Genomic DNA, 18494 nt, shown 5'->3' on the forward strand with positions numbered 1-18494 from the left:
CTAGCATTTTGTCAAAAGTTCTTCTCTCAACACCAACTAGGCGTTTAAAGCGTAAATCGGAAAGTTTTTTACTGGATTCATAATTCATGCTTCTATTTTATCATATCCTTGTTTCGCAGGAAGTCTATTGCTGAAAGTCGCTTGGATAAGGCCTTAGCTAAGTATCAAAAGGGAGATCAGGTTGAGCTGGTTTTTAGGTCATTTGAATTGGATCCGACTTTACCGCTAGACCAGTCTTATCCAGCTCGGGATTATTTGGCTCTGAAATACCAACTAAGTTCTGAGCAAGCACAAGCACAATTAGATGCGATTACCAATCTTGCTAAAGAAGAAGGTCTAAGCTTTCATTTTGACCAAGCCTGGATTCCGAATAGCCGAAAAAGTCATCGTCTGCCTCATTTGGCCAGTGATAGAGGCTTGGGGAAAGAAATGGCTAAGCTCCTTTTTCAAGCACACTTTACACGGGGGCTAGATTTAGCTCAAGATCAGGTACTAAAGGATTTAGGTCAAGAATTGGGCTTGGAAGCCGCTCTTGTTGAAGAAGCCCTACAGTCTCAAGACTATGCAGCTCGCATTGCTGCAGATCAAGAGGCTGGAATGGCTCTAGGGATTACGGCTGTGCCCTTTTTCCTCTTTGATGGTCGCTTCTCCATTTCGGGAGCTCAGCCCCAATCCGTATTTGAAGAAGCTGTGGAACGGTCTTTTGGTTTAGTAGCCAAGCCCGTAAGTCTTGGTACATCAGATCAGACATGTGGACCAAATGGCTGTTTTATTGAATAGAGTTTGAAAAGGTAGGGATAGTTTTCCTAGCCTTTTCTTTTTATCCCAAGGGAGATTTCATAAAGTAGAAACTGTAGATGGTTTAAGACTGTTACCGTGTAAAAATGGGTTGCTCTGTTAGAGTTTGCTGCAAGCATGATATAATAAAAGGGATAATCAACTAGTTGGATGTGAGGTAAGGAATGTTAGATAGGGGTATGGGCTGTTCCCATGGTAAAATTATTTTGATGGGAGAGCATTCAGTAGTGTATGGTTATTCAGCTATTGCGCTCCCCTTACTAGGAATTGAGGCTATTTGCAGGATTCAACCTGCTAGTCAAGTGCTAACATTTGATTTTGAAGATTCCCTCTCAACTGCCGTATTTGCGGCTCTTTCTTCCTTAAATCAGTTGGAGGCCAAGATATCTTATAAAGTCGCTTCAAAGGTTCCTCAAAAACGAGGAATGGGATCCTCAGCAGCTGTATCGATAGCTGCTATTAGAGCGGTCTATGCTTATTTTGAAGAATCCCTGTCTGAAGAAACATTAGAGCAGTTAGTCCATCAAGCCGAAAAGATTGCTCACAGCAATCCTAGTGGTCTTGATGCGAAAACATGTCTGTCTGACACACCTATCAAATTTAGTAAAGATACTGGATTTGATAGGTTAGAAGTCGCCTTGGATGCCTATTTGGTGATTGCGGATTCAGGTATTCAGGGACATACTCGTGAAGCCGTTAATAAGGTAGCACGATTTGAGGAGACGAATCGTCCCCATTTAGTAACTTTGGGAAGATTGGCTGAGCAAGCTGAGGCTGCTATTCAGCTACATCAGAGCCGTGAAGTCGGACGCTTGATGAACCTAGCTCATAAAGAATTGATGGCTATTGGTGTTAGTCTACCTTTTGTAGATGAATTGGTGCAGGAGGCTCGAGCTGCCGGTGCTCTGGGAGCTAAGATGAGTGGTGGTGGTCTTGGTGGCTGTGTCATAGCTCTTGCAGCTAATTTGGAGGATGCGCGTGTGATTCGTGAAAAATTATTTGAAAAAGGAGCTCAACAGGTATGGATAGAAAAAGTGTAACAGTCAAATCCTATGCGAATATCGCTATTGTCAAATATTGGGGGAAGGCTGATGCAGAACGTATGATTCCATCAACGAGTAGTATTTCACTAACACTCGACCAATTGTATACTACGACAACTGCCAGTTTTTTACTTGCTGAGACGAATAAGGACTTGTTTTACATTAATGGTGTCTTACAGGATGAAGTGGAACATCGTAAAATTTCGGCAGTCATTGATCAGTATCGTAGCAATCCTGATACTTATGTGAAAGTTGAGACATGTAACAATATGCCTACTGCTGCAGGCTTGTCATCTAGTTCCAGCGGCCTATCTGCTTTGGTAAAGGCTTGTAATCAATTATTTGCAACGGATTACAGTAGATCTGAGTTGGCTCAAAAAGCTAAATTTGCATCAGGTTCTTCTTCACGCTCTTTCTTTGGACCTATCGCTGCTTGGGATAAGGATTCTGGCGAGATTTACCAGGTAGAAACAGATTTAAAATTGGGAATGATTTTATTGGTTCTGGATTCCAACAAAAAACCAATTTCTAGCCGCGAAGGGATGAAAATTGCAAGTAGCACTTCAACGGTGTTCCAGGAATGGATTACTCAGTCTGAGAAAGATTACCAGGCCATGCTTCAGTATTTGAAAGAGAATGATTTTAATAAAGTCGGACAATTGACTGAGAAAAATGCCTTGGCAATGCACCGGACGAATGAATATGCGACCCCATCCTTTAACTATTTAACACCGGAGTCCTATAAGGCGATGGATTTGGTAAAAAGCCTACGTCAAAAAGGTCATGAGTGTTACTTCACTATGGACGCCGGTCCTAATGTTAAAGTACTGTGTAAGGAATCCGATTTACTAAACTTAAGTCAGATATTTGAAAAGGATTATGGCTATCGAGTAATTAGTTCAGGAACAAAGGACCCAAGTCATGACGATTAAGGTAACCTCTTGCGGGAAACTCTATATAGCTGGTGAATATGCTATTTTAACTCCCAAACAAACAGCTTTAATAAAAAATATTCCTATTTACATGCAGGCACATATTCGTCCGTCTTCGCAGATTCAACTTTATTCTGATCTGTTTGATTATTCGGTTGGAATGGAGGCAGATCAGAATTACAGCCTTATCCAGGATACCGTCAGAGTTTGGGCTCGTTATAGAGGGATAGATTTAGTGGAGCTCCCTCCATTTGAGTTGAAAATTTCAGGGAAGATGGGGGAGGATGGCCTGAAATATGGTATTGGGTCAAGTGGATCGGTGACTATCCTGGTTTTGAAAGCCTTGGCATCTTTTTCAGGGATTCAGCTGTCCCCAGACCTCCTTTTTCGTCTAGCTTCCTATGTTTTATTGGCTCGAGGAGACAATGGCTCGATGGGAGATTTGGCTTGTATAGCTTATGATGCCTTTATTAGTTTTCAATCTTTTGATCGAAAGCGGGTACGCCTTTATCTAGAAAATCATTCGTTACAGGAAACACTCGATTTGGATTGGGGGTATCACATTGAAGTGCTAACTCCCCAACTACCCTGTCAATTTTTAGTGGGCTGGACACGACAACCAGCTATTTCTAGAGACTTGATTCGGCAGGTACAAGCGAAAATTGATTCTGAATTTTTAAAAGCAACGAATCAAGCAACTCTAAGTTGTAAAGAAGCCTTTCTAAAAGGAGATCGAGCAGGGGTCAAAAAAAGTCTGCATCAAATCAGTGAGTTGCTAGAGAATCTCAGTCCTGCCATCTATACCCCAAAGCTCTCTCAATTACAATTCATTGCCAGTCAATATGACGCTGTTGCTAAGTCTTCTGGAGCTGGGGGGGGCGATTGTGGAATAGCTTTTGTCTTTGACAAAGAGGATTTAGACCAGTTGCTCCAAGATTGGGAGCAAGTTGGGATTCAACTACTGTATCAGGAGGACCTATCATGAGTAATCGCAAGGATGATCATCTCCAACATGCACTTGCTTACCAATCACCCTATAATAGTTTTGACGATATGGAATTAATCCATTCTTCTTTACCGGATTTTGACTTGGCAGATATTGACATCTCTACCCACTTTGCAGGTCAGGATTTCGAATTCCCATTCTTCATTAATGCAATGACTGGTGGTTCAGAAAAAGCTGCTGGTGTGAACCGCAAGTTAGCTCAAGTAGCGGAAGCTACAGGAATTCTTATGGTTACGGGGTCTTATAGTGCGGCCTTACAAAATCCTAATGATCATTCTTATCCAACCAAAGAAGAGTTTCCAGACTTGCTCTGTGCGACTAATATTGGTGTAGATAAGCCCGTAGAATTAGGAATGCAGACGGTAGAGGAAATGAATCCCTTATTTTTACAAGTTCATGTGAATGTGATGCAGGAACTACTAATGCCGGAGGGAGAACGCCATTTTCAATCGTGGAAATCGAACTTAGCAGCATATGCCCAGCAGATTCCTGTTCCCGTTATCCTTAAGGAAGTTGGATTTGGAATGGATGTCAAAACTATGAAAAAGGCATTGAATATGGGGATTCGAACAGTTGATGTTTCAGGGCGTGGTGGAACTAATTTTGCCTATATTGAAAACCAGCGAAGCGGCAAACGGAGTTATTTAGATAATTGGGGGCAGAGCACAGTACAGGCTCTCTTAAATGCCCAATCGTTGACGGATGAGCTTGAAATCTTAGCATCAGGCGGGGTCCGACATCCCTTGGATATGGTCAAATGTATGGTTTTAGGTGCGCGAGCAGTAGGACTGTCACGAACAGTGTTAGACTTAGTGGAGCGCTACACCGTTGAGCAGGTTATTGAAATTGTGAATGAGTGGAAAGATGATTTACGAATCATTCTGTGTGCCCTAAACTGCCGGAATATTGAGGAATTGAGATCAGTTGACTATATCTTACATGGGAGACTAAGCCCTAACCAGAACGATGAGAAATGATACCTATCTAGGTCTAGAGAATGATTCTTTCTCTGAAAATTAGTGGTATAATAGTAGAGTTGAACTTTTGGGTTCAAAATCATCTGATTGAGGTGTTATGATGAATAAAGTAGCTATCGTTGCTGCCTATCGTTCTGCTATTGGTAGTTTTGGAGGTAGTCTAAAAGATATTGAGATAGCCGATTTAGGAGCCCAGGTCTTGCGAACGGCCTTGGAGAAAAAAGATATACCAGCTGAGCTGGTGGATGAAGTCATTTTCGGAAATGTTTTATCTGCTGGACATGGTCAAAATATTGCTCGCCAAATAGCTATTCGTGCTGGAATCCCAGAAACTACCTCTGCATATACAGTTAATAAGGTTTGTGGTTCTGGTCTAAAGTCCGTCCTTCTAGCAGCACAATCCATTTTACTTGGAGACAATCAAGTTGTTGTTGCCGGTGGTATTGAGATAATGAGTCAGGCTCCCTATCTCTCCAAAGACAGTCGATTTGGCAATAAATTTGGGAACATGACCTTGGTAGACTCCCTATTAAATGATGGATTAACAGATGCCTTTCAAGACATTCATATGGGGATCACTGCTGAAAATATTGCAGAAAAATTTGACATTAGTCGAGAAGAACAAGATTCATTTGCCTATTTAAGTCAAGAAAAAGCAGCTAAAGCCATTGCTAATGGACGATTTGTGGAAGAAATTGTTCCAATTACCATTTTGGAGAGAAAGGGAGAGCGTATTTTTCAAGAAGATGAATACCCTCGCTTAACTCCAATCGAAAAACTGGCAACCTTACGCCCAGCTTTTAAACCTGATGGAACTGTCACTGCCGCAAATGCTTCTGGAATTAATGATGGCTGTGCCTTAGTATTACTAATGTCTGAGGAAAAGGCACGTGAACTTGGCGTAGAAGTTCTAGCTTATATAGAGTCCTATGCAACAAGTGGACTAGATCCAGCCTATATGGGCCTAGGACCGGTTCCAGCAACTCGTAAAGCGCTTGAGAAAATTGGCTTGACGACTGAGGATCTAGATTTGGTTGAGTTGAATGAGGCTTTTGCGGCTCAAGCGATACCTGTTATTTCAGAACTCAAGCTAGATTCAAAAATTGTAAATGTGAATGGTGGGGCTCTGGCGCTTGGACATCCAATTGGTGCTAGTGGAAGTCGTATCTTGGTGACGCTCATCCATGAATTGTTGAAACAAGAAAAGGAGTTAGGACTCTGCTCACTTTGTATTGGAGGTGGTCAAGGAATTTCCTTGATTATTTCCAATGGACAAGGTCGTTAATGAGGAGTCAAAACAGAAGATATGGTGAAAATCGGAATTGATAAGATTGGCTTTGCGGTTCCAGAATTTGTATTGGATTTAGCTGACCTAGCTGTAGCTCGGAATGTCGATCCTAATAAATTTAAGATTGGACTACTTCAGTCGGAGATGGCAGTCGCTCCCGTAACACAAGATATTGTTACCTTCGGGGCACAAGCTGCCGCATCGATTTTGACTGAAGAAGACAAACAGGCCATTGATATGGTTATTGTGGGGACGGAGTCGAGCGTGGATCAGAGTAAAGCAGCAGCTGTGGTTATCCATGGTCTACTGGGAATTCAACCTTTTGCTCGCTCAATCGAAATGAAAGAAGCTTGTTACGGGGCAACGGCTGGTCTCAGTCTTGCCAAAACGCATATTGCTCAGAATCCTGGCTCAAAAGTATTAGTGATAGCGAGTGATATTGCGAAATACGGTATTGCATCAGGTGGAGAGCCAACTCAGGGAGCTGGCGCCGTGGCGATGCTTGTAACAGAAGATCCAAGCATCTTGGTTCTAAATTCAGATAATGTTTTCCAAACACGAGATATCTATGATTTTTGGAGACCCAATGATGATAAATACCCACGTGTGGACGGTAAATACTCAACGGAGCAGTACACAGACTGTTTGACAACCACCTTTGAATATTACCAGAACAAGACTGGCAAGAACCTTGAAGATTTTGCGGCTATGTGTTTACATATTCCCTTCCCGAAACAGGGGTTAAAAGGGTTGCGTGCTATTGCTGATAATGAAGAAACTCTGATTCGTCTCACTGAGCGTTTCCATGAGGCGATTATCTACAATCAAGTGGTTGGGAATATTTATACAGGATCGATTTTCCTTTCCTTTTTATCCTTGCTTGAAAATTCTCAATCACTCACAGCTGGGGATGAAATCTTATTCTATAGCTATGGAAGTGGCGCTGTTTGTGAAATTTTCAGTGGTTACTTGGTAGAGGGCTATAGGAATTATCTCCAAGAAGACCGCTTGGCTGATTTAAACAAACGGACAAAAATCTCAGTTGAGGAGTATGAAAAAATCTTTTTTGAAGAGATTACTTTGGATACAGTTGGTAATTCCATCAATCTACCTCTAGATGAAAGTCCTTACGCTTTAGAGAAAGTAGTCGAGTTTAAACGGATTTATCATGAATCAAAAGGGGGCGGAATTTAGATTCCAGTCCCCTTTTAGAAAAGGAAATTAGTTGAATGTTTTCAGGTTTTTATAAGCAATCAAGACAGGACCGAATTGCAATTCTACACAAAGAAAAAATGCTGACAGAGGAGAACTTGGCTACTTTAGTAGAAGATACCAACCTGTCAGAAACAATTGCAGGAAAGATGGTTGAAAACCATCTAGGGACCTTCTCTCTTCCTTTTGCGGTATTGCCAGAGATTCGTGTGGACGGCCATCATTATTCAGTTCCAATGGTAACGGAGGAACCGTCTGTTGTGGCAGCGGCATCTTTTGGAGCGAAAGTGATTGGTCGTTCAGGCGGATTTGAAACATGTATTCACAAACGCCAGATGATTGGGCAAGTGGCACTTTTTGAAGTGGAAAATGTTGAAAGTGCCAAAGAATCTATTAAGAAAGAAGAACAAGCACTTCTTCAGATAGCCAATCAAGCCTACTCTTCCATTGTTAAAAGAGGTGGAGGAGCACGTCGGGTGACAGTTGAGATCAAGGGGGTATTTCTGATTGTCTATCTCCATGTAGATGTTCAAGAAGCTATGGGAGCTAATATCTTGAATACTATGTTGGAGGCTCTTAAGAAGCCTTTAGAATCTATCAGTCAGGGCCAGGCATTGATGGGGATTCTGTCTAATTATGCTACGGATTCATTGGTAAATAGCCGTTGTCAAATTCCGATTGCTCATCTCGCCATGAACAAAGAGGAGGCTCTCTATTTAGCTAAAAAAATAGCCTTAGCTAGCTTGTTGGCTCAAGAGGATCCCTATCGAGCGGCAACTCATAACAAAGGGATTTTTAATGGAATTGACGCGGTTGTTGTGGCAACAGGGAATGATTGGCGTGCTATTGAAGCTGGTGCCCACGCCTATGCTAGCCGAGACGGAGCTTACAGAGGTTTATCAACTTGGAAGATTGAAGGGGAGAACCTTGTGGGAGAGCTTACGATTCCCTTACCCATTGCGACTGTAGGAGGTTCCATTGGCTTAAATCCCAAAGTTGCTGTTTCTTTCGATATTCTAGGACAAGTGACCGCTAAAGAATTAGCGGCTGTCATTGCTTCTGTCGGTCTTTGTCAAAATTTTGCAGCCTTAAGAGCCTTAGTGACAACTGGGATTCAATCGGGGCATATGAAATTACAGCTTCAATCGCTAGCCTTACATGCAGGTGCCCAAGTTGAGGAAGTTCCTGATTTAGTGGCCGCATTGCGAAAAAGTTCTCAGCCAAATTTGCAATTAGCTAAGGAATTACTAAAAGACATGAGAAATTAGTGCATGCGGAGCTGGAATCAGTATTTGGAAAATGAGAGTTTTCTACGGAGACTGGATTGATTCATATGTATGATGTAAAAATACTTTTCACAAAACGGTATCTATGATGACTTTCAGATTAGTTCAGTTTGATAATTTCCTGGATAATTTACACCTGAAACATTTTTAGAGACGCCTTGTCGTCTCTTTTTTAATTTTTTTAATTTTTTTGATAAAAGTGTTGCATTCTAAAAAGGAATGTGTTAAGATTATTAACGGTTTGAAAAAACTGCCTAAGACAGTAGGGGAGTTCAACTCATAAAAATCCTACCGAGGACAAAACGTATTTCCATAATCTAAGTTTTTCATTTCAGTGAAAAATCAAGAAGGATCATAACGATTTGTACTTTCGTGTCTAGGTTTGGGTGCGAATTTTTTATTTATCCCAAGCAAAATAAAAACGGAGGTAAACATACAATGAGTGAAGCAAGTATTGCTAAAAAAGCCGAATTAGTAGATGTTGTTGCTGAGAAAATGAAAGCTGCTGCATCTATCGTCGTTGTGGACGCTCGTGGTTTGACAGTAGAGCAAGATACAGTTCTTCGTCGTAACCTACGCGGAAGCGAAGTCGAGTACAAAGTAATCAAGAACTCTATTCTTCGTCGTGCAGCTGTTAAAGCTGGACTTGAAGGAATGGAAGATGTCTTTGTTGGACCATCTGCAGTTGCATTTTCAAATGAAGATGTTGTTGCGCCAGCAAAAATCTTGAATGACTTTTCTAAAGAAGCTGAAGCACTTGAAATCAAAGGTGGTGCTATCGAAGGCGCTGTTGCAAGCAAAGATGAAATCATGGCCTTGGCTACATTGCCAAACCGCGAAGGACTTCTTTCAATGCTCCTTTCTGTACTTCAAGCGCCAGTTCGCAACGTTGCTCTTGCAGTCAAAGCGGTTGCAGACGACAAAGAAGGTGCAGCTTAATCCAAGTTGCCTAGTCTATTAGACATACAATTATTAAAAATTTATTTTGGAGGAAATCACAATGGCATTGAACATTGAAAACATTATTGCTGAAATTAAAGAAGCTTCAATCCTTGAGCTTAACGATCTTGTAAAAGCGATCGAAGAAGAATTTGGTGTAACTGCAGCTGCTCCTGTAGCTGTTGCTGCAGCAGGTGCTGCTGATGCAGGTGCTGCTAAAGATTCATTCGACGTTGAATTGACTTCTGCTGGCGACAAAAAAGTTGGCGTAATCAAAGTTGTACGTGAAATCACTGGTCTTGGTCTTAAAGAAGCTAAAGAGCTTGTAGACGGAGCTCCAGCAATGGTTAAAGAAGGCGTTGCAACTGCAGAAGCTGAAGAAATCAAAGCTAAATTGGAAGAAGCTGGTGCTTCTGTAACTCTTAAATAATAGAGTATTGTAACGAGATTATTAAAGCTTAGCTATAGCTTCTAGCTTTAATCAAAATCGATTACGAGATCCCTTCCAAAATTTATTTTGGAAGGGATTTTTTTATTGTGGCTTCTAGCCAGTTTTTCTCGAAGAGAAAAACAAGAAAACCACCAGCTATGCTGGTGGCTGACAAGGCTTTGAGCTTCCATTTCTTTTTCCTGATATAATCTAATTGTTCAGGTTAGATAAGGGGGAAAAGAAATGGCTAAAACCAGTTACAGTCTATCACATACCAAATGGATGTGCAAATATCATATAGTTTTCACACCTAAATACCGTAGAAAAGCTATCTATTATAAGGTCAGACAAGATTTAATTGAAATTTTCCGTCATTTGTGTAAATATCGAGGTGTTGAAATTATAGAAGGACACATGATGCCAGATCATGTTCATATGCTTGTACTAATCCCACCTAAACTTGCAATATCTGATTTCATGGGTTATTTGAAGAGTAAAAGTGCTTTAATGATTTTTGATAGACATGCTAATTTGAAATATAAGTATGGAAATCGTAAGTTTTGGGCGAGAGGTTATTACGTTAGCACAGTCGGATTAAATGAAAAGACCGTAGCGAAGTACATTCTAGAACAAGAGAAAAATGATATTGCTCTCGATAAGCTGAGTGTAAAAGAATATGAGGATCCATTTTCAGATGGCGGATTCAGAACACGTTAAAAGCCCGTTGTTACGGGCAATGGTCAAGTAATACAAGCTCTAACCTGAACGAAGTTCAGCGAACGCCTTTAGGCGTCGCTGGAGAGAAACGGCTTACAGCCGGTGTACAAGCCACCCGTTTTCACGGGTGGTTTTGACTTTCTTTTTTCAAATCTAGATAAGAAAAGACCGCTCCAGTCTCCGTTTAGAAACTTTGGAACGGTCTTTTTTGAGGAACTTAATGCGCCTCTTTTGATTTTCTTGTTTTAAGAAAATCGATGTACTTTTCCCCAAACACTTCAATTTGCCCCAAAACCTGCTTGAATTCACGTCCAATGTCACTCAGTTCATACTCAACCTTAGGCGGTACCTGGGCATACACTTTCCGCAGAATGAGACCGTCGGTTTCTAGTTGACGGAGCTGTTTGGTCAAAGTTGCTTGGGAAATTCCTTCTAAGCGACGGTGTAGTTCATTGAAACGGATTGGTCCTTCCTCGATATGGTGTAGGAGCAGGATGTTCCATTTTCCTGATAGGACGCTTTGAGTAGCTAGGTAGGGACAAGTGTAAATATTTTCAGTATGGTAATTGGGCATCGTAAAAACTCCTAAAGGCGATATGATTATTGTTGAAGTATTCATTGATTTTTAAATTCTAGTTTGGCTAATTGTAGTCTATTATCTCATAAAAGTAAGTCTTTGGCGATTATGCCATATAGATACTGTATTTTCAAAATTTTTAAGTAGATAGTCAATCTGAAGGGGACATAGAAGGGGCAAAAAGATATAAGCTCATTTATTTTAGATAAGGTAATTCGAAAAAAATGCCATTCAGGACGTTTTCAAAACATTCTAGAACATTCAGGTTAGAAAGTACTAGAGCTGTGTTAAACTCTAGGGGTCGGGTTGCTACCTGACAAATAAATCTTTAGGAGGTCATTGCCATGACTACTTTTACTTACAATGAGGCTCAACTGCTTACCTTAGATGTCATGATGGACACTTTAGGAGGTGGCTGCTCTTGGGGTGGTGCAGGGAATGCGGCTGTCAGTGGTGCTGTTGGAGGTGCAATTGGTGGCGCTACTGGTGGAAGTGTGACTCTACCTGTTGTAGGAGCAGTCCCTGGAGCAGTTGCCGGAGGTATTGCCGGTGGTATTGGTGCAGCTGCTGGTTATGGAGCTACTTGCTGGTGGGGATAAGTAGGAAGGTAGTTACAAATGGAAACTCTAAAATGGTTCGTTGAGCATGGATTTTACGGATTTGTAGGAACATTTATTGTCTTTATCTGGCTCCTAGCACATCCACAGAAGTTAAACAAAAAATCCAAAGATTCTAAAGATAAAAATTGAAGTTGAGAATTGTATTTGTGAAATCTAGCTCTTCTTCTATGAGGGGCTGGATTTCGCTTTTTGAATGTGAAATTTAGATACATTGAAAGGAGCTTGTATGGATTTACTAATTGATTTATTGGTTATACCTGCTGCAATCGGGTGTTTTTTTGCCATTTTATATCAATACATAGAGAAAAAGCGAAATGGGAAGTGAATTCAAAGTGGCATCGCATATTTGACTATTAATGTGTCGGTCCTTAGATACTATGTTACATAGAATACAGATCTGAACAGAAAGTGACGTGAAGGTCATTCTTTGTTCAGTTTTTTAAATTTTATTTGTTACGACTGTAGTGATCAAGTGTATCATTTGCGCTGGAATGTCATAACTTCTCTTGCATCGTCTCCTATTTCCCGTTATACTGAGAGCAGTAAGAATGGGAGGTTCGTCATGGAATACACACGATTAGGGAATACAGGTTTGGAGGTTTCCAAGCTTTGCTTGGGTTGTATGAGCTTTGGCGATCCGGCGCGTGGTTTTCATGCTAAGTGGGTACTGGATGAGACTGCTAGTCGTCCGATTATCAAGAAGGCCTTGGATATGGGAATCAATTTTTTCGATACTGCCAATTTTTATGGATATGGCTCTAGCGAGGAGATTCTAGGTCGAGCTTTGAAGGATTTTGCTAAAAGAGAAGAGGTAGTGATTGCGACCAAAGCTTTCTATGGTGATGGACAAAGCACTAGTGCCAATACTACGGGGCTCTCGCGAAAAGCTCTTTTCCACCAGGTTGAAAAGAGCTTAGAACGATTAGGGACAGACTACATCGACCTGCTTTACATTCATCGTTGGGATTATGAAACACCAATCGAAGAGACTATGGAGGCTCTCCATGACTTAGTTCGCTCAGGTAAAGTCCTTTATCTTGGGGCATCTAGTATGTATACTTGGCAATTCCAACAGGCCCAATATGTGGCAGACAAGAGGGGATGGACTCCTTTTTCCGTTATGCAAAATCATTACAATCTGCTCTATCGGGAAGAAGAACGGGAAATGATTCCGTTCTGTCAGGAAACAGGAGTGGCTTTGGTGCCCTATAGTCCGTTTGCAGCCGGTCGGATTGTGCGTGATTGGTCGGCGGATACTGCACGAAGTCAAGCTGATCAAAGTGCACGTGCTAAGTATGATAGTACGGAACTTGAGGACCGGAAAATTGTGGCGCGTGTGGCAGAATTAGCTGACAAATACGGCAGGAGCCGTAGTCAGATTGCGTTGGCATGGCTTTGGCAAAAGGGGATGCACAGTCCAATTCTTGGTGTGACGAAAGAAGCTTATTTGGAGGATTATCTTGGAGCTTTTGGTTTAGAGCTATCCTCGGAAGATATGGCCTATTTGGATGCCTTATACATTCCTCACAAAATTGTTGGTGCTTTGGCCAAGGGGGCAAAAAAAGATCTTCAGAAATTGAAGTGAGGTGTCCTATTTTATCTATCATCTATTTGCTTCCTTGATTTGCGGCTGTTTTTCAAATTTCCGAGACTAGTTTGACATACAGTTGAAAGAAAAGAGGAATTTCTTCTCTATGGAAACTAGTCGCTCGTACGATTTTAGTCGCAGATGCATCATTTTCACAGGGTGTGCAGCAGTTTGATGCTGCCTTTGCCTTTAGTCCAGCTCCAACAGCTTATTTTTGGTCGGTAGTGCTATTTGGTCCGATTGTGGAGGAGTTGATTTTCCGTGGTTTAACCTTTAGTGGTCTGGAACGTATCTGGGGTGGTTTAGCGGCTAGTCTGATTTCGGGGCTCTATTTTGGATTGTGGCACTCAATACCGATTCAAATTGTTTATACAGCTGTCCTGGGTATTATTTTAGGGATTGTTTATAATGAAACCAGAAATATGTGGTTCCCTATGATGATCCATTTTATCAATAATTTGAGTTCCAATTTACCACCGATTTTTGAAAATGAGGTGGTCTATGCAGGGCTTTTAGTGGTTAAAGTAGTTGCTATTTTCCCGATGCTGTATTGGTTGTATTGCTTGGTGAAGAAAAAGCAGAGTATTCATCACTTGCGTTTATCTTTTAAAAAAGCTTGATCAAATAAAATCGGCTTCTTTCCTTCTAATAGGAGAGAAGCCGATTTTATTTGATTTGAAAGACTTTAAAGATGGCGTAGAAGTTCTTCTTCAATCGCTAAAGGATCCGTTTTTGAGGAGAAACGTGCGACCACCTGTCCTTGGCGGTTGATAAGGAACTTGGTAAAGTTCCATTCAATGCGTTTGCCGAGCGGACCGGATGCTTGTTCTTTTAGCCAGACAAACAGTGGATCTGCTGCTTTGCCATTTACCTTGATTTTGGCAAAACGGGGAAAGGTCGTTTTGTAGTTGAGACTACAAAAAGTATTGATTTCTTCATCACTTCCTGAAGCTTGACCAAGAAATTGGTTACAAGGAAAGTCTAAAATGGTAAATCCTTGGTCTTTGTACCGGTCGTGGAGGGTTTGTAAGCCTTGATATTGTGTAGTTAAACCACAGCCGGTTGCAGTATTCACTACGAGGACCAGCTGATTTTGGAACTGACTTAGGGATATAGTTTCTTGATTTTGAGATTGAACTGTAAAATCATAGAGAGTGGTCATGTTATCCTCACAAAATTTCTTCCATGCGCATTTTTTGTGGTTGGAATCCGAGGCGTTCATAGAAACGAACAGCTCCATCGTTATCTGCCCAGACATCTAAGGTTAGATTGTAGCAACCATGCTCTTTGGCATAGGCTTTTGCAAAGGCGATGAATTTTTCCCCAATCCCTTGGCCACGGGCTGTATGAGAGACACAGAGATCATCAATAAAGAGTGTTTTGATGGGGTTAAGGACGCTACTTTGAGCTTCTTGAATTTGGCAAAAGAGGTGTCCCAATATCTGATTGTCTTGTTCATAGACAAATAAGAACTGTTTTGGATCTTCTAAAATTTCTGCTAATTGCTCTTGACTGTATTTACTGCCGCTGGCTTTAAAAATATCAGGTCGTCCCTTGTGATGGACGGCCAAGATTTCCTCTAGAAGATTGAGGATCGCTGGGATGTCATTTGGCTTTGCAAGACGAATGGACATAGATTCCCTCCTATTTATATTTTGTCGCTACCCAAGGAAGTAGCTGTTATAGCTTTATTATATCGGAAGAATAGCAGGCTTTTCAAGGTCTAATCTTGTGGAGTAGATTCTGCTATAATAAGAGGAGAGTTTCCAAGAAGGAGCAAGGTTATGTCTGAATTTGAAAAAATGATAGCGGGTCAACTCTACAACCCAGCTGCTGCTGAGTTGAGGGAGTTGGTTCAGGCTTCCAGAAGCTATCAAAAGGCTTTTAATGAAGAAGAGGATCGGCAACAAGGGGCTAAGATTTTAAAAGAATGGTTTGGCTCTACCGGAGAAAATCTATCTGTTAAACCACGTTTTGTTTGTGATTATGGAGTCAATATCCACTTGGGTGAAAATTTTTATTCGAATTGGAATTTGACGATGCTGGATGTTTGTCCCATCAGAATTGGAAAAAATGCCATGATTGGCCCTAATTGCCAATTTCTAACCCCACTTCATCCCTTAGATCCAGAGGAGCGAAATGCTGGGTTGGAGTATGGTGCTCCTATTACGATTGGCGATAATTTCTGGGCTGGTGGAGGTGTAACGGTTCTTCCTGGTGTAACCCTGGGGGATAACGTTGTCGCAGGAGCTGGTGCAGTAATCACCAAGTCCTTTGGTGATAATGTCGTCTTAGCCGGCAATCCAGCCAAGGTGATCAAAGTGATTGAGAGTAAGAAAGGTTGATGCGAAATGGATATTTCACAGTTTCGTTGGGTAAATAGACCACAAGAATTTAAACTTAGTCCAGAGGAGCTATCAGTGACAACCCAGCCTCATACAGATTTGTGGCAGAAAACCTATTATCATTTTGTGAATGATAATGCACCGATGTTGTTGATGGATACAGAGGAGGACTATTTTTCCTTCACGGTTAAGGTTGATGTGAAGGATAGTCATCAGCGTTTTGACCAGGCCGGTATCGTTGTTTATTTGGATTCTGAAAACTGGCTCAAGGCATCAATTGAATATGAAAATCAAGCCTTTCAGCATCTAGGTTCGGTTGTGACGAACCAGGGATTCTCTGACTGGGCAACGGTGCAAATTCCTACTAAGACTCAATCCATGTATTATCGACTTAGCCGTCGAAAACAAGATTTTCGGATAGAGAATTCCCTTGATGGAATCAATTTTCAGCAAATGCGGATTTGTCATCTCAATCAAGCGAACGGTTCGATTTCTTTGGGAATCTATGCTTGCTCGCCAGAAGACTCAAGTTTTACTGCTCATTTTAGCGCATTGGATTTAGGGCCTTGCCTCTGGCAGGCCCACGATGGTCAAGAGCCTGATTGATTGGAGGGGGATTATGCGCAAAGCTATTTATGTATTTAGTATCCTTTTATTAGGACTTAGCTGTTTTTGGTTTTTTATGCGAAAAAATTATAATAGTGAGGCGATACCAAATATGGCTACAGAGGTTCAAAAAGAGGAGATTTCTTTGCAAGAGTCCAGTAATCTTATAGAGGAAGACTATCGTGTTCGGCGAGATGATGTCGAATTAGTTGGAGTTCTGACAGCGGATGCTAATTATAAAAATGAGAAGCGTCCACTTTTAATCATTGCCCATGGATTTAACAACACCTTAGAGAATTATGCTGATTATGCTGAGAATCTAGCACGCCAAGGCTATGTAGTCTACCGTTTTGATTTTTATGGCGGTAGCCAAGCATCGAAAAGTGGGGGGACGGATATGTTGCATATGTCAGTTCTGACTGAGAAAGCTGACTTGGAAGCTGTCATTAACCAGCTATCTAAGGAAAAGTTTGTAACAGGGGATCAGGTTACTTTACTAGGGGCTAGCCAAGGTGGAGTTGTGTCAACTCTGTATGCAGCAGATAATCCAGAGCGGATTCATAAACTTGCCTTAGTTTTCCCAGCTTTTGTTCTCTTTGACGATGTAGCGCAAACTTACGCTCGTTTAGGGGTAAAATCGGTCAATGATCTTCCAGACGTGATTACTCACCGCAATGCTCAACTTGGCTCCATCTATCTTAAAGATGCTCTATCAATCGATATCGAGACGGAAATGAAAAGAGTGAAAGCTCCGGTTATGCTGATTCATGGAACAGCTGATGAAGTAGTTCCCTATGAGTACAGTTTACAAGCTTTAAAGCTTTTTTCAGATTCACAATTGGTCACTGTAGAAGGAGGGGGCCACTGGATTGATGCTAACTTTAATGAGACAGCTCTACCAGCTCTGGAAGAATTTTTAGGAGAATAGATAAGAACTTTCTTTTTTGTTACACTGGAAAAAAATAAAATAATAATCGCCACCGGGTGAGCAGCACTTGAAAGTATCGTTAGGTCTTAGAAGATATTTTTAGAGTGCTGTTTTTTCATTCAAGGGGCAAGGAAAGGAGCCAAACATGGCCTATTTTATCGTTGATGAATCTTTCTGGAATCTTTTTCCAAATGGAAAAATTGGAGTAGTGCTTTTGAAAGGGTATCAAAAGTTGGCAGAATCTCCAGTAGAACTCCAAAATCTGTTGGAGGAAAGCAATGAATTGGCAAAAACCTTTGTTGAAGAGGAACCTTTTGCCGACAATTCTGAGATCCAAGTCTATCGGCAGGCTTTTCAAACATTCAAGACTAAAAAAGGTGCTCGTTCCAGTATTGAAGCCCTTTTAAAACGAGCTAAAAGCGGTAAGCCAGTAGGAAGTATTCTCCCACTCGTTGATATCTATAATGCAGCCAGCCTACGTTTTGCTCTGCCTTGTGGAGCAGAAGATTTAGACAGCTTTCAAGGTGATTTACAGTTGACACTCACAGAAGGTGGTGATGAGTTTTACCTCATTGGTAGTGATGAAAATACTCCTACCTTATCCGGAGAATTGTGTTACAAGGATGATGCAGGAGCAGTCTGCCGTTGTCTGAACTGGCGAGACGGTCAGCGGACCATGATTACAGAAGATACTCAAAATGCCTTCTTAGTGATTGAGTTGTTGGATCCAAGTCGAGAGGAAGCTTTGGAAGCTGCCCTCCAGTTTATTGTTGAAAAAGCTCAACAATATTTGGGAGGTCAAGCAACCTCTCATATTCTAGATAGGGAAGCTTCAACTCTTTCTTTGAATGATTAAATTGGTGAGACATTCGCAAGGATTTTAGAGATATTTCATGATAGTGCAGAATCACCTAATAAGAAGATATTTAAACCCAAATTATTCATACATAACTAAAAAAACTTCCAGAATCGCTGATACATCATGGTTTCTGGAAGTTTTTGATTTTCACCCATTAGGTGAGACTTTTGACTGGACAAAAAAGGATTTCCCCTTTATGATATAAGCGCAAACCAAATCAAAATAGAAAGGAAACCCATATGTTCAGTCTAACAAATTACAATTCTAAAAACAACACTTTTTCTTTTGATGGTGAAAATCTAACGAATTACGGAGGATTACTTCTCTTTAAAGTACTTTTTGA

Annotated in this window: 21 protein-coding genes, 1 pseudogene and 1 other annotated feature; of the genes and pseudogenes, 18 read left to right on the forward strand and 4 right to left on the reverse strand. The window is 41.1% G+C overall.

Annotation, left to right across the window (positions count from 1 at the left end; genetic code table 11):
• Window positions 1-88, reverse strand: a pseudogene (locus E4T71_RS05770) (IS5/IS1182 family transposase); the annotation flags it as partial.
• A gap of 20 nt (window positions 89-108) precedes the next feature.
• Between E4T71_RS05770 and E4T71_RS05775 the strand changes: the two are divergent.
• The 11 genes from E4T71_RS05775 to tnpA all read left to right on the forward strand — a co-directional run bounded on the left by E4T71_RS05775 (window position 109) and on the right by tnpA (window position 10628).
• Entirely contained in the window at window positions 109-780 is a 672-nt protein-coding gene (locus E4T71_RS05775) for a DsbA family oxidoreductase (RefSeq protein ID WP_265588434.1), read from the forward strand.
• Between the two features lie 182 nt (window positions 781-962).
• Window positions 963-1838 (forward strand): mevalonate kinase, encoded by an 876-nt coding sequence (gene mvk / locus E4T71_RS05780; RefSeq protein WP_135038000.1) that lies wholly within the window; start codon window positions 963-965, stop codon window positions 1836-1838.
• On the forward strand, window positions 1820-2773 hold the full coding sequence (gene mvaD / locus E4T71_RS05785; protein ID WP_135038002.1) for a diphosphomevalonate decarboxylase: 954 nt from the start codon (window positions 1820-1822) through the stop codon (window positions 2771-2773). The genes mvk and mvaD overlap by 19 nt, the downstream gene beginning before the upstream one ends.
• A complete protein-coding gene (locus E4T71_RS05790; protein WP_135038004.1) occupies window positions 2763-3758 on the forward strand; it encodes a phosphomevalonate kinase in 996 nt (331 codons plus the stop codon). Before mvaD ends, E4T71_RS05790 begins: the two co-directional genes overlap by 11 nt.
• Window positions 3755-4756, forward strand: coding sequence for a type 2 isopentenyl-diphosphate Delta-isomerase (gene fni / locus E4T71_RS05795; protein ID WP_135038006.1), 1002 nt, complete (start codon window positions 3755-3757; stop codon window positions 4754-4756). Before E4T71_RS05790 ends, fni begins: the two co-directional genes overlap by 4 nt.
• A gap of 100 nt (window positions 4757-4856) precedes the next feature.
• On the forward strand, window positions 4857-6041 hold the full coding sequence (locus E4T71_RS05800; protein ID WP_135038035.1) for an acetyl-CoA C-acetyltransferase: 1185 nt from the start codon (window positions 4857-4859) through the stop codon (window positions 6039-6041).
• Between the two features lie 24 nt (window positions 6042-6065).
• On the forward strand, window positions 6066-7238 hold the full coding sequence (locus E4T71_RS05805; protein ID WP_135038037.1) for a hydroxymethylglutaryl-CoA synthase: 1173 nt from the start codon (window positions 6066-6068) through the stop codon (window positions 7236-7238).
• A gap of 35 nt (window positions 7239-7273) precedes the next feature.
• On the forward strand, window positions 7274-8524 hold the full coding sequence (locus E4T71_RS05810; RefSeq protein ID WP_135038008.1) for a hydroxymethylglutaryl-CoA reductase, degradative: 1251 nt from the start codon (window positions 7274-7276) through the stop codon (window positions 8522-8524).
• A 253-nt stretch (window positions 8525-8777) separates the two neighbouring features.
• Window positions 8778-8950, forward strand: a sequence feature (ribosomal protein L10 leader region).
• 30 nt (window positions 8951-8980) lie between these two features.
• Window positions 8981-9481: a 50S ribosomal protein L10 gene (gene rplJ, locus E4T71_RS05815; protein ID WP_135038010.1), complete on the forward strand. Its 501-nt coding sequence runs from the start codon at window positions 8981-8983 to the stop codon at window positions 9479-9481.
• Window positions 9482-9542: 61 nt separating this feature from the next.
• Complete coding sequence (rplL, locus tag E4T71_RS05820; protein WP_135038012.1) at window positions 9543-9911, forward strand: 50S ribosomal protein L7/L12; 369 nt, start codon at window positions 9543-9545, stop codon at window positions 9909-9911.
• A gap of 243 nt (window positions 9912-10154) precedes the next feature.
• The gene (gene tnpA, locus E4T71_RS05825) at window positions 10155-10628 is read left to right on the forward strand and encodes an IS200/IS605 family transposase (RefSeq protein WP_135038014.1); all 474 of its coding nucleotides are present in this window, start codon (window positions 10155-10157) and stop codon (window positions 10626-10628) included.
• Between the two features lie 217 nt (window positions 10629-10845).
• Here the strand turns inward: tnpA and E4T71_RS05830 are convergent, their stop codons facing one another.
• A complete protein-coding gene (locus E4T71_RS05830) occupies window positions 10846-11202 on the reverse strand; it encodes a helix-turn-helix domain-containing protein (protein ID WP_135038016.1) in 357 nt (118 codons plus the stop codon).
• 395 nt (window positions 11203-11597) lie between these two features.
• On the opposite strand from E4T71_RS05830, the gene E4T71_RS05835 reads away from it, so the two are divergent.
• From E4T71_RS05835 to E4T71_RS05845, 3 genes are all read left to right on the forward strand, one after another.
• A complete protein-coding gene (locus tag E4T71_RS05835; RefSeq protein ID WP_209304473.1) occupies window positions 11598-11804 on the forward strand; it encodes a bacteriocin in 207 nt (68 codons plus the stop codon).
• 583 nt (window positions 11805-12387) lie between these two features.
• Window positions 12388-13410, forward strand: a complete 1023-nt coding sequence (locus tag E4T71_RS05840; RefSeq protein WP_135038018.1) for an aldo/keto reductase — start codon at window positions 12388-12390, stop codon at window positions 13408-13410.
• Window positions 13411-13574: 164 nt separating this feature from the next.
• Window positions 13575-14033, forward strand: a complete 459-nt coding sequence (locus tag E4T71_RS05845; protein WP_167758477.1) for a CPBP family intramembrane glutamic endopeptidase — start codon at window positions 13575-13577, stop codon at window positions 14031-14033.
• Between the two features lie 65 nt (window positions 14034-14098).
• Here the strand turns inward: E4T71_RS05845 and E4T71_RS05850 are convergent, their stop codons facing one another.
• Both E4T71_RS05850 and E4T71_RS05855 read right to left on the reverse strand, forming a co-directional pair.
• Window positions 14099-14575: a glutathione peroxidase gene (locus E4T71_RS05850; protein WP_135038022.1), complete on the reverse strand. Its 477-nt coding sequence runs from the start codon at window positions 14573-14575 to the stop codon at window positions 14099-14101.
• Window positions 14576-14582: 7 nt separating this feature from the next.
• Window positions 14583-15047, reverse strand: a complete 465-nt coding sequence (locus tag E4T71_RS05855; protein ID WP_135038024.1) for a GNAT family N-acetyltransferase — start codon at window positions 15045-15047, stop codon at window positions 14583-14585.
• 150 nt (window positions 15048-15197) lie between these two features.
• On the opposite strand from E4T71_RS05855, the gene E4T71_RS05860 reads away from it, so the two are divergent.
• From E4T71_RS05860 to E4T71_RS05875, 4 genes are all read left to right on the forward strand, one after another.
• Window positions 15198-15758 (forward strand): sugar O-acetyltransferase, encoded by a 561-nt coding sequence (locus E4T71_RS05860; protein WP_135038026.1) that lies wholly within the window; start codon window positions 15198-15200, stop codon window positions 15756-15758.
• 6 nt (window positions 15759-15764) lie between these two features.
• Complete coding sequence (locus E4T71_RS05865) at window positions 15765-16364, forward strand: DUF1349 domain-containing protein (RefSeq protein ID WP_135038028.1); 600 nt, start codon at window positions 15765-15767, stop codon at window positions 16362-16364.
• Between the two features lie 112 nt (window positions 16365-16476).
• The gene (locus E4T71_RS05870; protein WP_228062361.1) at window positions 16477-17292 is read left to right on the forward strand and encodes an alpha/beta hydrolase; all 816 of its coding nucleotides are present in this window, start codon (window positions 16477-16479) and stop codon (window positions 17290-17292) included.
• A gap of 145 nt (window positions 17293-17437) precedes the next feature.
• Window positions 17438-18148 (forward strand): B3/4 domain-containing protein, encoded by a 711-nt coding sequence (locus E4T71_RS05875; protein WP_135038033.1) that lies wholly within the window; start codon window positions 17438-17440, stop codon window positions 18146-18148.
• Window positions 18149-18494: the final 346 nt, after the last annotated feature.

The sequence above is a fragment of the Streptococcus sp. WM07 genome (genome assembly GCF_004570525.1).
Classification (GTDB): Bacteria; Bacillota; Bacilli; order Lactobacillales; family Streptococcaceae; genus Streptococcus.

Bases quoted from the DNA above. Each gene is read 5' to 3' on its own strand.
- fni (WP_135038006.1), top strand. From the start codon at position 3,755: ATGAGTAATCGCAAGGATGATCATCTCCAACATGCACTTGCTTACCAA.
- E4T71_RS05870 (WP_228062361.1), top strand. From the start codon at position 16,477: ATGGCTACAGAGGTTCAAAAAGAGGAGATTTCTTTGCAAGAGTCCAGT.
- E4T71_RS05790 (WP_135038004.1), top strand. From the start codon at position 2,763: ATGACGATTAAGGTAACCTCTTGCGGGAAACTCTATATAGCTGGTGAA.
- tnpA (WP_135038014.1), top strand. From the start codon at position 10,155: ATGGCTAAAACCAGTTACAGTCTATCACATACCAAATGGATGTGCAAA.
- E4T71_RS05860 (WP_135038026.1), top strand. From the start codon at position 15,198: ATGTCTGAATTTGAAAAAATGATAGCGGGTCAACTCTACAACCCAGCT.
- E4T71_RS05850 (WP_135038022.1), bottom strand. From the start codon at position 14,575: ATGACCACTCTCTATGATTTTACAGTTCAATCTCAAAATCAAGAAACT.
- E4T71_RS05865 (WP_135038028.1), top strand. From the start codon at position 15,765: ATGGATATTTCACAGTTTCGTTGGGTAAATAGACCACAAGAATTTAAA.
- rplJ (WP_135038010.1), top strand. From the start codon at position 8,981: ATGAGTGAAGCAAGTATTGCTAAAAAAGCCGAATTAGTAGATGTTGTT.
- E4T71_RS05840 (WP_135038018.1), top strand. From the start codon at position 12,388: ATGGAATACACACGATTAGGGAATACAGGTTTGGAGGTTTCCAAGCTT.
- E4T71_RS05855 (WP_135038024.1), bottom strand. From the start codon at position 15,047: ATGTCCATTCGTCTTGCAAAGCCAAATGACATCCCAGCGATCCTCAAT.
- mvaD (WP_135038002.1), top strand. From the start codon at position 1,820: ATGGATAGAAAAAGTGTAACAGTCAAATCCTATGCGAATATCGCTATT.
- E4T71_RS05800 (WP_135038035.1), top strand. From the start codon at position 4,857: ATGAATAAAGTAGCTATCGTTGCTGCCTATCGTTCTGCTATTGGTAGT.
- rplL (WP_135038012.1), top strand. From the start codon at position 9,543: ATGGCATTGAACATTGAAAACATTATTGCTGAAATTAAAGAAGCTTCA.
- mvk (WP_135038000.1), top strand. From the start codon at position 963: ATGTTAGATAGGGGTATGGGCTGTTCCCATGGTAAAATTATTTTGATG.
- E4T71_RS05810 (WP_135038008.1), top strand. From the start codon at position 7,274: ATGTTTTCAGGTTTTTATAAGCAATCAAGACAGGACCGAATTGCAATT.
- E4T71_RS05830 (WP_135038016.1), bottom strand. From the start codon at position 11,202: ATGCCCAATTACCATACTGAAAATATTTACACTTGTCCCTACCTAGCT.
- E4T71_RS05835 (WP_209304473.1), top strand. From the start codon at position 11,598: ATGATGGACACTTTAGGAGGTGGCTGCTCTTGGGGTGGTGCAGGGAAT.
- E4T71_RS05875 (WP_135038033.1), top strand. From the start codon at position 17,438: ATGGCCTATTTTATCGTTGATGAATCTTTCTGGAATCTTTTTCCAAAT.